Raw genomic sequence first — 14,684 nt, 5'->3', positions numbered from 1 at the left:
TCCTTATGCCACGCCGCCGAACGCCACGCCCGATATGTCGGCCATGTCACGTTTCCAGGTTGTCAGATCATCCGCGTTGAAACCGTTCAGGTGATCATGTCCGCAGGCCCGGGCCATCACCTGCATGAGCTCAACGCTTGCCTCAAAAAAGTTGGCAAGCTGGCGCGCTGATTTCTCAACCACCAGACGGTTGACCAGATGCGGTTTCTGCGTGGCGATACCCACCGGGCAGTTGTTCGTGTGGCACGCCCGCATCGCCAGACAACCAATGGCCTGCATCGCCGAGTTTGACACCGCAATCGCGTCCGCGCCAAGCGCCAGCGCCTTGATGAAATCTGCGGGCTTGCGCAGCCCCCCTGTGATCACCAGCGAGACGTCCCGACGGTCCAGCTGGTCCAGATGGCGGCGGGCGCGGGCCAGCGCCGGTATGGTTGGCACGGAGATATTGTCGCGGAAAATTACCGGAGCAGCGCCTGTGCCACCACCACGTCCATCGAGGATGATGTAATCGACGCCGACCGCGAGGGCTGCGTCAATGTCCCGCTCAATATGCTGTGCCGAGAGTTTGTAGCCAATAGGAATACCGCCCGTCCTGTCCCGGACCTCATCGGCAAATACCTTTATCTGGCCGACGTCTGTCCAGTCCGGAAAGCGCGAAGGGGATATGGCAGAGGTCCCCGGCTCCAGATCACGTACTTCCGCAATTTTGCCCTGAACCTTTTCGCCCGGCAGGTGGCCTCCGGTACCGGTTTTCGCGCCCTGCCCGCCCTTGAAGTGAAACGCCTGGACCCTGTCCAGCTTATCCCAGCTGAAACCAAACCGCCCCGATGCAAGCTCATAGAAATAGCGGCTGTTGGCTTCCTGCTCTTCGGGCAGCATGCCGCCTTCACCGGAGCAGATGCCGGTACCGGCCAGTTCAGCGCCACGCGCAAGCGCGATTTTGGCGGGTTCGGAAAGCGCGCCAAAACTCATATCTGAAACAAAAAGCGGGATGTCGAGACGCAGCGGTTTCTGCGCATTCGGACCAATAACCACGTCCGTGCCGACCGGAGCATCATCCAGCAAAGGCGCGCGGTGCAGCTGTGCTGTGAGCAGCTGAATGTCATCCCAGTCCGGCAGTTCAGTGCGCGGCACGCCCATAGATTCAACGATCCCGTGATGCCCGGTTTCGGACAGCCCGGACTTTGCATAGGTATGGATCAGCCCGGTGTATGGCTCTTCGGCTATGCCATGGCTCGGATCGGCGTAAAGACCCAGATACGAATCCCGGTTGTAAGGCTGCGGATTTTCATAGCCCCACTGATTGATCTCGTCCGCATCCACACAGATGTCGTCACCCTCAATCCATGAAGTAAACTTTGGCAGTTTCTCGTCGTTGGCATAGGCGGATACGCCGCTGTCCAGCCGGTAATCCCAGTTGTGCACACCGCAGATCAGATCGTCGCCCCGCACATGGCCATCCGACATCAGCGCACCGCGGTGCAGGCATCGACCGTAGAACACAGAGATATTTTCATCAAACCTTACAACGACAAGATCAACTTCGCCGACCAGCGCATATTCCGGCTTCCGGTCTGCAAGCTCACTGAGTTTGTAAATGGCTGTCTTATTCATCTGGTTCCTTCCGTTCTTTCCTGCCCGCCACAGCACCATCATCCGAAATGTGCCGTGAGCCGCCTTCAGACTGTGCCCCGGAAAACCCGAAAAATGCTAATCACAAAATTACACCGACCCGGCTGCACTCTGGTTTGTGCCGGTCCGGCAACGCTCACAAATCAACATGGAAAACACCGTACGCGGCAACTGACCGGACAAAAAACTAGAAAAAAGCGAAACACCGGATGATAATCAACGCATAGTTGACCCATTTCAGAGTGATTTTCATGCCCAGTATTCCATACCGCCTTCAGGAATTTCTTTTTCGTATCATCGAGGGGATTCCGCCTCTTGCAGAACTGGTGAACCGGTGGGCGATCAATCGCGTCGTCAAACGGGCCCGGTTCCGCCCACATCCGATGAGCACACGCCACGACTATGTGTCGTGGGCCGGCCTCACGGACCGCCGGTGGAGCGGTCGGCACCTGCCCCCTGATCCGCGTGAGGACATGCCGGACCCCGAGGCGCTTGCCGCGTTGTTTGCCCGTCGCGACGGTCATCAGCGCATGTGCCCAAAATCGACCTGCCTCTTCCCTGCCTTTGCGCAGTATCTGACGGACGGTTTCATCCGCACAGAGACCGAGGACCTGACCGCAGAAGGTGAAACGCAGCAGACCCGCCTGAAAAGAAACACGTCGAACCATGAGATTGATCTGTGTCCGCTGTACGGGCGCACCGAAGAGCAGACAAATGCGCTGCGTCTCAGATCAAACGCGAAGGGCCGCAAAGGGCGGCTCAAAACTCAGACGATCAATGGCGAAGACTACGCACCGTTTCTCTACAAAGACGGCAAGGTCGATCCGGACTTTGCGGTGCTGGACCATCCGCTCGGCGACAGCAGCATTGATGATGACCGTCGCGCAAAGCTATTTGCCTTTGGCGGCGATCGTGCCAATTCAGTCCCACAGACTGCGATGATGAACACGTTGTTCCTGCGTGAACACAACCGCCTTGCAGGCGAAATCGAAGCGGAAAACCCGGACTGGGATGATGACCGCGTCTTTGAGACCGCACGTAACACCGTGATTGTTCTCTTCATCAAGATCGTGGTCGAAGACTACATCAATCACATCTCGCCGCTGCCCTTCAACCTGCGTGCCGACCCTTCGGTTGCCTGGAATGCCGCGTGGAACAAACCCAACTGGATCACGACCGAGTTCAGCCTGCTTTATCGCTGGCACGCGCTGATCCCGGACCAGATCCGCTGGGGCGGGAAGATGCACCCTGTTGGCTCGACATTTATGAACAATGCTCTGCTGATCGACTGCGGCCTCGCCGGGGCATTTGCAGACATCAGCGCCACGCAGGCCGCTGAACTGGGCCCGCGAAATACGGCAAATCCTTTGCTGCACATCGAGATTTCGTCAATCCAGCAGGACAGGTTCTGCCAGCTTGCAGGTTTCTCAGACTATTGTGACTATCTGGGGCAGACCCGGCCGTTTTCCTTTGAGAGCATCTCTTCTGATCCGGAAGTCGCAGAGATGCTGCGCGGGTTCTACAATAGCACCCGGGATGTTGACTTCCATGTCGGCCTTTTCTGCGAGGACCGGGTGAAAAACAGCCCGCTCCCAAATCTGATCCTGCTCTTTGTGGCCCTCGATGCCTTCAGTCAGGCGCTGACGAATCCCCTGCTGTCGAAACACGTCTTCAAACCCTCCACCTTTGCGGGTCCGGGATGGCAGGCGATCGGGAACACCAGTTCGATACGCGAAGTTCTTGCGCGGAATTCAGCCGGGGAACTCGGTGAAACGTTCGTTGGTTTCACACGCAGAGAGTGGCAGCCGGAGTAGAGTTTCCGCGTGGCGCGAACCACGCACGCGGCCTTAAAAATCAAGACAATTTGCTGCCTGCGGTTGTAATCCGACGGCAGCTGACCCCTCCCGACCGCCAAGCCAAAAATTCGGCTCCGGAGCGGCGGGTTTTTCAGCCCATCGACAAAACTCGTGTTTTTCCCTTGCCGAAACCGGTTTCGGAGCTCACTCTGATTCTCGGGAGGACAAAATTTTGCGGACAGCCGAGGATCAGACGCTGCGGAAAACCGGTGTAAACCGGGTGACCATATCTGATGTGTCAGACGCGCTGGGGCTAACCAAGTCCACCGTGTCGCGGGCGCTGAATGACTACCCCGATATCGCCGAAGGAACACGCCTCCGCGTGCGCCGCATGGCAGAGAAAATGGGGTATAACCCACTGAGTTTTGCCCAGGCTATCCGGACCGGTCTGACGCGTTCCGTTGGCCTTGTTATTCAGATGGCGGACCACGACGCGCACCGTCCTTTTCTTGCGGAATTCCTCGCAGGGGTGTCGCAGGGCGCCAGTGCTCAGGGCTGGACCCTCACCCTGGCCGCCGCAAATGACCCCGAACACACTCTTGAGACGTTTTCGTCGATGATCCGTGACCGCAAAGTTGACGGCTTCATTATCCCCCGTACGCTGGTGCACGATGACCGGATTGATCTGCTGCGCCGCAAGAATTTCCCATTCGTGCTCTTCGGGCGCACATCAGACCCGGCAGACTGTGCATGGTTCGATCTGCTGGGCGAGGATGCGATGCAGGATGCGGTGCGCAGGCTGGCGTCGATGGGCCACAGCCACATCGGTTTCATCAACGGTGGTCTGCAATACAATTATGCGGCCCTTCGGCGCGACGGCTTTGTGCTGGGTATGCAGGAAGCAGGCCTGCGCGTTGATCCCGCGCTGATGGGCGATGACGCCGTCACGATCACTGAAGGCCGCAATGAAGCACTCCGGATGCTGCGTCTGCCGGAGCCGCCCACAGCCATTGTCTGTGCGGTGGACATGGCAGCTCTGGGCGTCTACCGCGCGGCTGCTGAATGCGGGCTGGCGGTCGGCTCGGACATCTCGACGCTGTCCTACGACGGCACACCGGACGGCGCGCATGCGACGCCGCAGCTCAGCACATATGCGGTCAACTTCACCAGGTCGGGCAGCACACTCAGCAGTCTGCTGATCCGCAGGATCAGGGGCGAGGACCCGGAAACGCTGCGGGAAACCGAAGAAGCCGCATTTCTGGACCGGGGGTCAGCAGGCCCACCCGCACTCACATCCGGCGAAATCGCCGGGCGCGTCGCAAAAAGCGCCGCATAACAAGGACTTCAATGGGAGGAAATCAATGAAAATCAACCACAAATCCATACTGCTGACAGGGGCGGCAATGGCGCTCTGCCTGTCGTCCATCGCGGCGAGTGCGGAATCAATCCGCTTCTGGACCACAGAAGAACAGCCCGAACGTCTGGCGCGCCAGGAACAGATGGCAGCCGAATTTGCCGCGGCATCCGGACATACCGTCGAAGTGATCCCGGTTTCAGAAACCGATCTGGGCACACGCGCGACAGCGGCCTTTGCGGCAGGCGATCTGCCGGACGTGATCTATCACCCGCTTCAATATGCACTGCCATGGGCCGATGCCGGCATCCTTGACCCGGACGCCGCAACTGACGTTATCGAAGCACTTGGTGAGAAAACATTCGCGGCCGGCGCACTTGGCATGGCAGCGACAGCCGACGGATACGCTTCGGTGCCGGTGGATGGCTGGACCCAGATGCTGGTCTATCGTGCAGACAAGTTCGAAGAAGCAGGACTTGAGCCACCCACCACGTACGCCAACGTGCTGGCAGCGGTCGAAGCATTGCACAACCCACCGGAAATGTATGGTTTTGTTGCAGCAACGAAGATCGACGAAAACTTCATGAGCCAGGTGCTGGAGCATGTCTTCCTCGCCAACGGTGTGTCTCCGGTTGGCCCGGATGGCATCAAACCGCTGGATGAGGCGGCGACCGTAGAAGTGCTGGAATTCTACAAGGCAATCGCAAAAGCATCGCCTCCCGGCGATCTGTACTGGGATCAGTCGCGCACGCTCTACTTCTCGGGCAATGCCGCGATGATCATCTGGTCACCCTTCATCCTTGATGAACTGGCCGGCCTGCGCGACAGCGCGCCGCCCACCATCAACGACGACCCGACATCGCGGGATCTGGCGGCTGCAACAGGCATCGTGACCAACTTTGCCGGACCGTCCAACCCGGATGGCGCGGCATGGGGTGACATCCGCTACTTCGGTATCACATCGGATGCGTCCACCGATGCAGCAATGGAATTTGTCCAGTTCTCTATGAACGAAGGCTACGGCCAGACGCTGGCCATCGCACCTGAGGGCAAATTCCCGGTGCGCCGCGGCACAGCGGACAACCCTGCTCAGTTCTCTGAACTCTGGGCGACGCTGGACGTTGGTGTGGATCGTAAAGCTCCGCTGGGTGATCTTTATGATCAGGCAATGATCGATGAGATCGTGGGCGGCCTCGACGTGGCTCAGCGCTGGGGCGTTTCCGACGGCCAGCTTGCAGTGGCCTCCAAGGTGATCAACAGCCAGGTCATCAACCGTCTTGTGCGCGAGTTCATTGACGGAGAGCGCGATGCTGCCGCCACCGTGGCAGAGCTCAACACAGCAATCGCCGGCGTCCAGTAACCGCCGGTGACACCGGAGGCGGCGCTGGCCGTCGCCTCCGAACCTTCTTCAGATTTCAGGATGAACCATGACTGATGCTGTCCCACCAAAGGGCGCAGGCCCCCTCGCGCGGCTTGAAGCGCGGCTGGCCTGGGGCTTGCTGGCTCCTACCATCACCGCTGTTGCGCTGGTCGTGGTGCTGCCGCTCCTCGCAATTTTCTGGATCTCGGTGAAGCCGGTATCCCTTTCGGATCTGCGGCCACCGGAGATGGTGGTACGCGAAGACATCCGTGGCGATTTCGAAGCGCCCGGAGATCAGGCGAACATCCGCTATCGTCTGCGCAATTCGTCCCAGGAACAGCCCATCGGTGGCGTTGGCATCTCCGACGTCGTGCCAGAGGGCCTGACCGTCGGCGCGCTGGATGAACGCTGTACACTCGACGGGCGCAACCTGGATTGTGATCTCGGCGACTGGGAAGGAGGGCAGCGTGAACGCCTCATGATCCCGGTCACTGTCGAACAGGCCTATCTCGATAATGGCCTGCGCCCACAGGACAGCGCTGTGGTCATACGCGGCAAAAGTTCGAACGTTCTGACCAATGCAACCTTCACCTTCGAGAACTTCGCCCGGGTGTTTGATGGCGACGAATTCTGGGAAGTCCTCTGGGTCACGCTGTTTTATACGGTTTTCGGCACCATCGGCGCGCTGCTCTTCGGGCTCTTTGCCGCGCTGCTGCTGAACAAGTCCTTCCGCGGTCAGGGTATCCTGCGCGGGCTCTATCTCTTTCCCTACGTATCGCCGGTGATCGCTGTGGCCTTTGCCTGGATCATCCTCTTTGATCCGTTCTCCGGCTCAGCCAATGCTCTGCTGGTGCAGATGGGCGTGACACAGCAGTCGATCAACTTCTTCGGGGAACGACCGCTGGCACTTATTATGGTGACGGTCTTCGAGATCTGGCGCTACTTCCCGCTGTCGTTCCTTTTCATCCTTGCCAGGATGCAGAGCATCGACACGGACATGTACGAAGCCGCAGACATGGACGGCGCATCACCCTTCCAGCAGTTCTGGGCGCTGTCGGTGCCCCAGTTGCTGGGCATTCTCAGCGTGTTGTTCCTGCTGCGCTTCATCTGGACCTTCAACAAGTTTGACGACATTTTCCTGCTGACCGGCGGTAACGCGGGCACGCGTACCCTCACGGTGAATGTCTACGAGCAGGCCTTTGCGGTGTCGAACATCGGGGCGGGTGCCGCCGTTGCCGTGGTCATTTTTGGCTGCCTGCTGCTCTTCTCCGTCTTCTTCTTCAAATTTATCAGCCGGGAGGAAGGGCTATGAGCATGTTCCGATATGGCTATGTCACGGCGCCTGTACTGGGTGTGCTGTGGCTCTTTATCATCGCGACCACCCTTGCTGTGGCGATGAGTTTCGCAACCGGTTCCGCATTCCGGCCCTCCGGCGCAGGCTCCCTTATCTGGGGTATCCTGATCGGGTTCGCCTGCATCCGCGGGCAGTCATGGCAGCCGGTGGCAGCCGCCGCCGCCGTTACCGCAGCCACACTTGCGGGGTTTGGCCCTCTGGTGATCGGAGAAAACGTATCCGGTTTCTCAGCAGTGACCGGGGCTGTTGCAACGGCTGGTTTCGCAGCTCTTGGTCTGTGGATCATGCTGGACGACGTCGAAATGGGCGGGATCAACCGCCACATCTTCGAAGCCTCGGTCATCCGTTTTCTGACCGGTTTCGGCTATATCTTCTTTACTGCGATTGTCCTGATCCCGTTTTACGTGATGGTCCTGACCAGCCTGAAAAACCAGTCAGAGTTGATCCAGAACCCACTTGATTTCTCGATTGAGCTGTCCCGCGGCGCGGAACTGTTCCGCTCGTACGAGGAACTTTTCAGCCAGTTTAACTTCGGCACTTACCTGCTGAACTCTTTCCTGATCTCGGTTCTGACGGTTTTCATTACGCTGCTCTTTGCGGTGCCAGGGGCCTATGCTGTAGCACGCCTTCGGTTCAAAGGACGCGCTGCCTTTTCACGGTCCATTCTGCTGATCTACATGGTGCCGATGATCGTTCTTGCCCTGCCCATCTACATCGCCTTTTCGATGACGGGCCTGCGCAACTCCATCGCCGGGATCATCATGATCTACCCTGTGACCACCATTCCAGTGGCACTCTACATGCTGCAGGGGTACTTCCGCGGTCTGCCGGGAGAGGTAGAGGAAGCGGGCCTGATGGACGGGCTGAACCGGCTGCAGGTGATCTGGAAAATCACCCTGCCGCTGTCGCTGCCTGCAATGGCGTCAGTATCACTCTATGTCTTCATGATCGCCTGGAACGAATTCCTTCTTGCCTTCATGCTGCTGGATGATCCGAGCAAATTCACACTCACACGCGGCATCGCGTCGCTGAACTCTTCCGAAATTCCGCGTCAGCACCTGATGGCAGGCTCCGTTATCGCAACGGTCCCGATCATGGCGCTGTTCCTGGGCCTTGAGCGTTTCATGACCAAAGGCCTGACCGCTGGATCGGTGAAAGGATGACACATGTATCTGTTGAAAAAACCAACGCCGCCTGGCGGCAGCAGCCCGGTATGAGGACCGCGCCATGACCGATCTTACAGACCTCGCGCGCAGCATACTGCGCCAGAATGACAAAGGCGGCTACACGCTTCCGACCCATGGCCTGTATCCCTATCAGTGGAACTGGGACAGTGCGTTTGCCGCCTGGGGCTTTTCGACCTTCGATGCGGGCCGTGCCTGGGAAGAGCTGGAAACTCTGGTCTCCGGACAATGGGAAGACGGAATGATCCCGCATATCCTGTTCCACCGTCCGGACCCCGGCTACTTTCCCGGTTCAGACGTCTGGCAGGGCCGTGGCCCGATCCCATCGTCCGGGATCAGCCAGCCGCCGGTGGCAGCCTCCTTCATGGCCAAGATCCTCGCAAATGACCCGACCGGCGAGCCCCGCGCGCGGGCTCTCTGGCCAAAGCTGCGCGACTGGCACCACTGGTTCATGAAATGGCGTCTCGATCAGGGAGCGGTCTGTGTGACCCACCCCTGGGAGGCCGGACGCGATAACGCACCGGACTGGGATGCTGCGATGCGGGCCATCGACCCAAGCGGCGTGGGCGAATACACGCGACGTGACACAAGCCATGTCGATCCCGCGATGCGGCCCACGAAATACGACTACGACCGCTACATCAAACTGGTGCAGATCGGCGTTTCGGTGAACTGGGATCAGGCGAAACTGCTCGAACTGAATCCATTCCGTGTGGCGGATCCGACGATGACCTTCACCCTGCTGCGCGCCCAGCGTGATCTTGCAGCAATGGGCCGGCGGTTCGGCGAAGATGTCAGCATGATCGAAGAATGGATCAGCACGCTGGAGGCAGGCGCCGCGACGCTGTGGAACGACGAAACCGGCGGCTATGACAGCCGGGACGCGCACACAGGCCGGTTCAACGGTGTGCTAAGCAATGCGTCCGCCCTGTGCTGGTATGCCGGGATCAATGATCAGCGCGCGCGCCCGGCCATCGAACGGATGCTGGGGGCCTGCGAATACGGCCTGCCGAGCTATGACCCACAGGCCGAAGGTTTCGAAAGCCTCCGTTACTGGCGCGGGCCGACCTGGCCCATAATGAACTACCTGGTGGGTTCCGGACTGGAAGAACAGGGACAGCATGATCTCGCCGGACGCATCCGCCGCGATACCGCGCGGCTGATGGAAATGAACGGTTTTGCCGAATACTATGATCCGCTGAGTGGTGCGCCCGCTGGCGGAGGGTCTTTCACATGGACCGCCGCAGTCTGGCTTGGATGGGCCGGCCTGTCTCCGGAAACACGCCAGGGAGCAGCATAATGTCTTCAATTGCACTCAGAGCCGTCGAGAAATGGTACGGTGAGGTTCAGGTCATCAAAGGGGTGGACCTCGAGATCGAAGAGGGTGAATTCATCATCTTTGTCGGCCCCTCCGGCTGCGGCAAATCCACCCTGCTGCGGATGATTGCCGGGCTTGAGGAAACATCGCGCGGGCAGATTATGATCGCTGACCGCGATGCCACGGCAGAGCCGCCCAACAAACGCGGACTTGCCATGGTGTTTCAGAGCTACGCGCTTTATCCGCACATGTCCGTACGCGACAACGTGGGCTTTCCACTGAAATCCGCCGGACTGCCACAGGCAGAAATAAAGGAAAAGGTCGACGAGGCCGCCCGTGTCCTGAAGCTGGATGCCTATCTCGACCGGCGCCCCAAAGACCTTTCCGGCGGTCAGCGGCAACGCGTGGCCATCGGACGGTCGATCGTGCGCGATCCGACAGCCTTCCTCTTTGATGAACCCCTGTCGAACCTTGATGCCGCTCTGCGTGTTGAGATGCGCTATGAGATCGCCAAGCTTCACCAGACGCTGAAATCCACAATGATCTACGTGACGCACGATCAGGTCGAAGCCATGACACTGGCGGACCGGATTGTGGTCCTTGATGGGGGTCGCATCGCACAGGTCGGCTCACCGCGTGAGCTGTATGAACACCCGGCGAACCTTTTTGTGGCTCAGTTTATCGGTTCACCGCGGATGAATGTCTTTGCCGCGGCGCATTCATCCGGCATCGCCATCCCGGATCGCGCGGATCAGATCGGCATCCGGCCAGAACATATTACTGTCACGGGCTCCGGTCAGGGCAATATCGACGGTACCGTTGATGTTCTCGAATACCTCGGTGCAGACACTTTTGTGGTCATGGATTGCGGTGGTGCCGGGCGGATCACGGTCCGGATTGCCGGCGATACGGAGCTCAGACCCGGTGACGCCTGCGGTCTCGCCTTCGAGAACGGCAGGTCGCATTTCTTTGATACGGCAGGCCTCGCGGTTTCGGCCGGCTGATCAGTGACAAAATAACTGCGCCCCCTCGGTTTCGGGGCGCAGCAACCGGTCGCCCGGTTACAGGCAGATTTCTGCGCCTTCACACATCAAAAAAGACGGTTTCCGAGACCCCCTGCAGGCGAATGGTGTGGCGATATCCACCCGGTGTCCTGGCCGCTACCAATGTGAGTGCACGCTCCCCCGCGAGGCAATACACCGGATCCTGCGCATTCCGGTCAGCTTCATCCGCGAAATAAATACGCGTCGTCAGGCCAAGGTTGATACCCCGCGCGGTGATCCACACCAGGATATGCGGCGCCTGTTCGCCCGCTGCTCCGGGTTTCAGCGTTTCAAAACGCGCAATACCCGTTTCCGCATCAGTGGCCGCCCGACCCCAGTTGCTGAAGTTCTGCGTGGCACCGAACCGGCCTTCGGGACCGGCCTGCCAGATCTCGATCATCGCATCGCGCAGCGGGGTATCTTCACCATCAAGAATATCGAGTTCCAGCGTGACCGCCTCGCCCGCTGATGGCCCGAGGATCATGGCCGATCCCGGATCAACACCACCGTACATCCCGTCGATGCCGGCTTTTGCCGGCATACAGCCGATGTGTACATAGGGGCCTGCCGTCTGGGACGGCGTTTCCCTGTCAGAAGCCATCAAAGCCCCTCCCGCTGGTTCTCAAACATCGTGGCGTCGCGTCCGCGCAATACAATGTCAAAGCGCCAGGCGCGGATGTCCATGGGAACGGTCCGGGCCATGTCCAGACGGGCGATCAGCCGGTCAACTGCGGCCTGCGACGGCACCGCCTGGACAATCGGGCAGAGTGGGATGTGGGGATCACCTTCAAAATACATCTGGGTGATCAGCCGCTGTGCAAATCCATCCCCGAAAACGGAGAAGTGAATATGCGCTGGCCGCCAGTCATTGCCGCCATTGGGCCAGGGGTACGGACCAGGCTGGACCGTCCGGAAAGAGTAACGCCCCTCGCTGTCGGTAATGCACCTCCCACATCCCCCGAAATCCGGATCCAGCGGTGCGGTATATCCATCTGCCTTATGTCTGTAACGGCCGCCGGCATTGGCCTGCCATATCTCAATCAGCTTGCCGGGCAGCGGCCTGCTATCTGCGTCCAGCAGGCGCCCGTGCACAAGAATGCGGGCACCCTGTGCTGTCCTGCCATTCCGCGCGTAGTTGACCAGCAGATCATGATCCAGCGGTCCTGGCATGTCCTGTCCGAAAACCGGCCCGGCCATTTCCGTGACCGTCGGCGCATATTGCAGCAGTTTCTGCTGCGGCGATCGCAAGCGGCTGGACCGGTAGTCAGGTGCCAGCGCTGGCGGATGCCAGTTCAGGTCCCGACGGGTGAAAGGCGCCTCAGTCATCGCTGTCCATCTCCCTGAAAACTTCCTTCGCCAGCCGGATCGCATGATTTGCGCGCGGCACGCCGGCGTAAACCGCGACGTGCTGAAATGCCTCCGCGATGTCTTTTCTGCTGGCCCCGGTTACCGCTGCCGCACGGATGTGCATGGGTATTTCATCAAAGTTACCCAATGCCGCAAGCAGGGCCAGCGTGATCATTGACCGTTCGCGTCGTGTGATTGCGTTGCTGGCCCAGACCGTCCCCCACGCCCCTTCGGTTATCAGCGCCTGAAATGCGTTGTCGAATTCCGTCTGCTGCGCCCGGGCCCGTTCCACGTGTTCGTTGCCCAGAACAGACCGGCGCACTTCGTCGCCCGCAGTACCGCGGGGCAGTACCGGTGACGCCACATCGCTTATGATCCGGGCAAGATCATCGGGGGCTTCCGCCGGAAGACACCGGACGTCTGCGTCCAGCGTGATCAGCCGACCCTCCTGCAGTGCATCTGACATGGCCTCGGTGGCAGGCGGGGGCATGCGTCCGGAAACGACAGAAACCGGGTGCTTTACCTGTGACGCAGTGCCCCGCAGATCCAACGCGCCGGTTGCCGCCCGCAGTCTGTCTGCGCCGGACCTGCTATTCTGCAGGACCATGTTCCCGAGGAGCTGTGTCCGCGCCGGAAACCGCTCCATGAAAGTTTCCGACAGCCAACCTGCCGGACTTGTTTCCCTCGTGGAAACAGTCGGAGCCGTCAGGACCAGCGCCGCAATCATATCCGGGCGCAGACCGGCGGCCAGCATCGCCAGAGCGGCCCCCTCTGCGTCACCAACCAGTACCACCTTTGAAGGTGCTGCATGTTCCAGAAGTGCCGGCAGGTCCAGCGCAAGGTCCGGCGCTGTCGCGCCTTCTGGCAAATCGCTGCTCAGCCCCTGCCCCCTGTGATCGAAAGTCAGCGTGCCAAGCCCCCGGTCCAGACCAGCGCGAACGCCATCCCAGTAGCGCTGATCACACCCTGCCGGGTTCACAAACACCACTGTACCCGCCGGCGAAGGGCAGTGCGACCAGGCGATCAGCCCCCCATTCAGTTCAGTTGCATCCATCCGTTACTCCAGCGGCAGGCCGACATAATTTTCTGCAATCGTACGCGAAGCAGCCTCAGAACTGCACAGATATTCAAACTCAGCGCGCTGCATCCGTTTCTCAAACGCTGTGTTTTCCGGGAACTGGTGCATTAGGTTGGACAGTTGCCAGGAAAACCGCTCCACCTTCCAGACGCGTCGCAGCACGGTTTCGGAATAGGTTTCGATGTAGTGATCATTGTGGTTTTTGTAGTGTTCGGACAGGGCCCGGGCCAGCAGACGCACGTCAGCCACAGCGAGGTTCAGACCCTTTGCACCGGTCGGCGGCACAATATGCGCGGCATCACCAGCCAGAAAAAGCCGGCCATACCGCATGGGCTCCGCAACGAACGACCGCAATGGCGCTATGCTCTTTTCAAATGACGGGCCGGTCTGCAGTCCGCGCGCCGCATCCGGTCCGAGCCGGGCGGCGAATTCTTCCCAGAACCTATCGTCTGACCAGTCATCCACGGTGTCGCCCACACCGCACTGGACATAGTACCTGCTGCGCGTTTCCGACCGCATGGATGCCAGCGCGAACCCCCGGGCTTGGTTTGCATAAATCAACTCATGGCTCACCGGCGCGCGATCCACCAGAATGCCCAGCCAGCCAAAGGGGTAGACCCGTTCAAACGTCCGAAGCACATCTTGCGGAATGGCCTGGCGTGAAACACCGTGAAACCCATCGCATCCGGCGACAAAATCGCATGAGACAATGTAAGGCCTGCCGTCACAGACAAAATGAACCTCGGGCCTGTCTGATTTCAGGCTGACCGGACGGACATCCTGTGCATTGAAGAAAAACTGCTGGCCCTGCTGATGGCGGCTGGCAAAAAGATCGCGCGTGACCTCTGTCTGCCCGTAAACAGTCACTGAACAGCCCGTCAGCGCCTGCAGGTCGATACGGTGTCTGTCGCCGTCAAACGCCAGTTCAAAACCGTCATGCTGCAGCCCCTCGCGATGCAGGCGCTCTGCGACACCTGCCTCCTCAAGCGCGTCAACGGTTCCCTGTTCCAGCACCCCCGCGCGGATACGCCCTTCGATATGCGCCTGGTCCTGCCGGTCGATCAGAACGGTTTCAATCCCCTGGTCGGCAAGCAACTGGGACAGCAACAGACCACCCGGCCCGGAACCAACGATGCAGACGGAGGTCCTTATCGTCTTTGTCATATCGCCCCTTCGCCCTCGCATCAGCGTCCGATTTTAGGGGCGCGGGTCCGGTCA

General features: G+C 59.7%; 12 protein-coding genes and 1 pseudogene. 7 read left to right on the top strand and 6 right to left on the bottom strand.

Annotated features, from left to right (window positions below; genetic code table 11):
• Positions 1-3: 3 nt before the first annotated feature.
• On the bottom strand, positions 4-1,614 hold the full coding sequence (locus AB4K19_RS18910; RefSeq protein WP_375229784.1) for a glutamate synthase-related protein: 1,611 nt from the start codon (positions 1,612-1,614) through the stop codon (positions 4-6).
• Between the two features lie 269 nt (positions 1,615-1,883).
• Between AB4K19_RS18910 and AB4K19_RS18905 the strand changes: the two genes are divergently transcribed.
• The 7 genes from AB4K19_RS18905 (at position 1,884) to AB4K19_RS18875 (ending at position 11,002) form a co-directional block, all read left to right on the top strand.
• Complete coding sequence (locus AB4K19_RS18905) at positions 1,884-3,446, top strand: peroxidase family protein (protein WP_436398552.1); 1,563 nt, start codon at positions 1,884-1,886, stop codon at positions 3,444-3,446.
• Between the two features lie 214 nt (positions 3,447-3,660).
• A complete protein-coding gene (locus AB4K19_RS18900; RefSeq protein ID WP_375229782.1) occupies positions 3,661-4,764 on the top strand; it encodes a LacI family DNA-binding transcriptional regulator in 1,104 nt (367 codons plus the stop codon).
• Positions 4,765-4,789: 25 nt separating this feature from the next.
• Positions 4,790-6,142: an ABC transporter substrate-binding protein gene (locus AB4K19_RS18895; RefSeq protein WP_375229781.1), complete on the top strand. Its 1,353-nt coding sequence runs from the start codon at positions 4,790-4,792 to the stop codon at positions 6,140-6,142.
• A 67-nt stretch (positions 6,143-6,209) separates the two neighbouring features.
• Positions 6,210-7,454 (top strand): carbohydrate ABC transporter permease, encoded by a 1,245-nt coding sequence (locus tag AB4K19_RS18890; RefSeq protein WP_375229780.1) that lies wholly within the window; start codon positions 6,210-6,212, stop codon positions 7,452-7,454.
• Positions 7,451-8,659, top strand: a complete 1,209-nt coding sequence (locus tag AB4K19_RS18885; protein ID WP_375229779.1) for a carbohydrate ABC transporter permease — start codon at positions 7,451-7,453, stop codon at positions 8,657-8,659. Before AB4K19_RS18890 ends, AB4K19_RS18885 begins: the two co-directional genes overlap by 4 nt.
• Before the next feature lie 64 nt (positions 8,660-8,723).
• The gene (locus AB4K19_RS18880; protein ID WP_436398549.1) at positions 8,724-9,980 is read left to right on the top strand and encodes an MGH1-like glycoside hydrolase domain-containing protein; all 1,257 of its coding nucleotides are present in this window, start codon (positions 8,724-8,726) and stop codon (positions 9,978-9,980) included.
• Positions 9,980-11,002, top strand: a complete 1,023-nt coding sequence (locus tag AB4K19_RS18875) for an ABC transporter ATP-binding protein (RefSeq protein ID WP_375229777.1) — start codon at positions 9,980-9,982, stop codon at positions 11,000-11,002. Before AB4K19_RS18880 ends, AB4K19_RS18875 begins: the two co-directional genes overlap by 1 nt.
• A 79-nt stretch (positions 11,003-11,081) precedes the next feature.
• On the opposite strand, the gene pcaG is transcribed toward AB4K19_RS18875, so the two are convergent.
• The 5 genes and pseudogenes from pcaG to pobA form a co-directional block, all read right to left on the bottom strand.
• On the bottom strand, positions 11,082-11,642 hold the full coding sequence (pcaG, locus tag AB4K19_RS18870; protein WP_375229776.1) for a protocatechuate 3,4-dioxygenase subunit alpha: 561 nt from the start codon (positions 11,640-11,642) through the stop codon (positions 11,082-11,084).
• Positions 11,642-12,367: a protocatechuate 3,4-dioxygenase subunit beta gene (gene pcaH, locus AB4K19_RS18865; protein WP_436398547.1), complete on the bottom strand. Its 726-nt coding sequence runs from the start codon at positions 12,365-12,367 to the stop codon at positions 11,642-11,644. Before pcaH ends, pcaG begins: the two co-directional genes overlap by 1 nt.
• Positions 12,360-12,761 (bottom strand): 4-carboxymuconolactone decarboxylase, encoded by a 402-nt coding sequence (pcaC, locus tag AB4K19_RS18860; protein ID WP_375230938.1) that lies wholly within the window; start codon positions 12,759-12,761, stop codon positions 12,360-12,362. The genes pcaH and pcaC overlap by 8 nt, the downstream gene beginning before the upstream one ends.
• 306 nt (positions 12,762-13,067) lie before the next feature.
• Positions 13,068-13,442: pseudogene (locus tag AB4K19_RS18855) on the bottom strand (alpha/beta fold hydrolase); the annotation flags it as partial.
• A gap of 3 nt (positions 13,443-13,445) precedes the next feature.
• On the bottom strand, positions 13,446-14,630 hold the full coding sequence (gene pobA, locus AB4K19_RS18850) for a 4-hydroxybenzoate 3-monooxygenase (protein ID WP_375229775.1): 1,185 nt from the start codon (positions 14,628-14,630) through the stop codon (positions 13,446-13,448).
• Positions 14,631-14,684: the final 54 nt, after the last annotated feature.

Source organism: Roseobacter phycocola (assembly GCF_042055075.2).
Taxonomy (GTDB): domain Bacteria; phylum Pseudomonadota; class Alphaproteobacteria; order Rhodobacterales; family Rhodobacteraceae; genus Roseobacter.
This window is presented reverse-complemented; position numbering and strand designations above follow the sequence as displayed.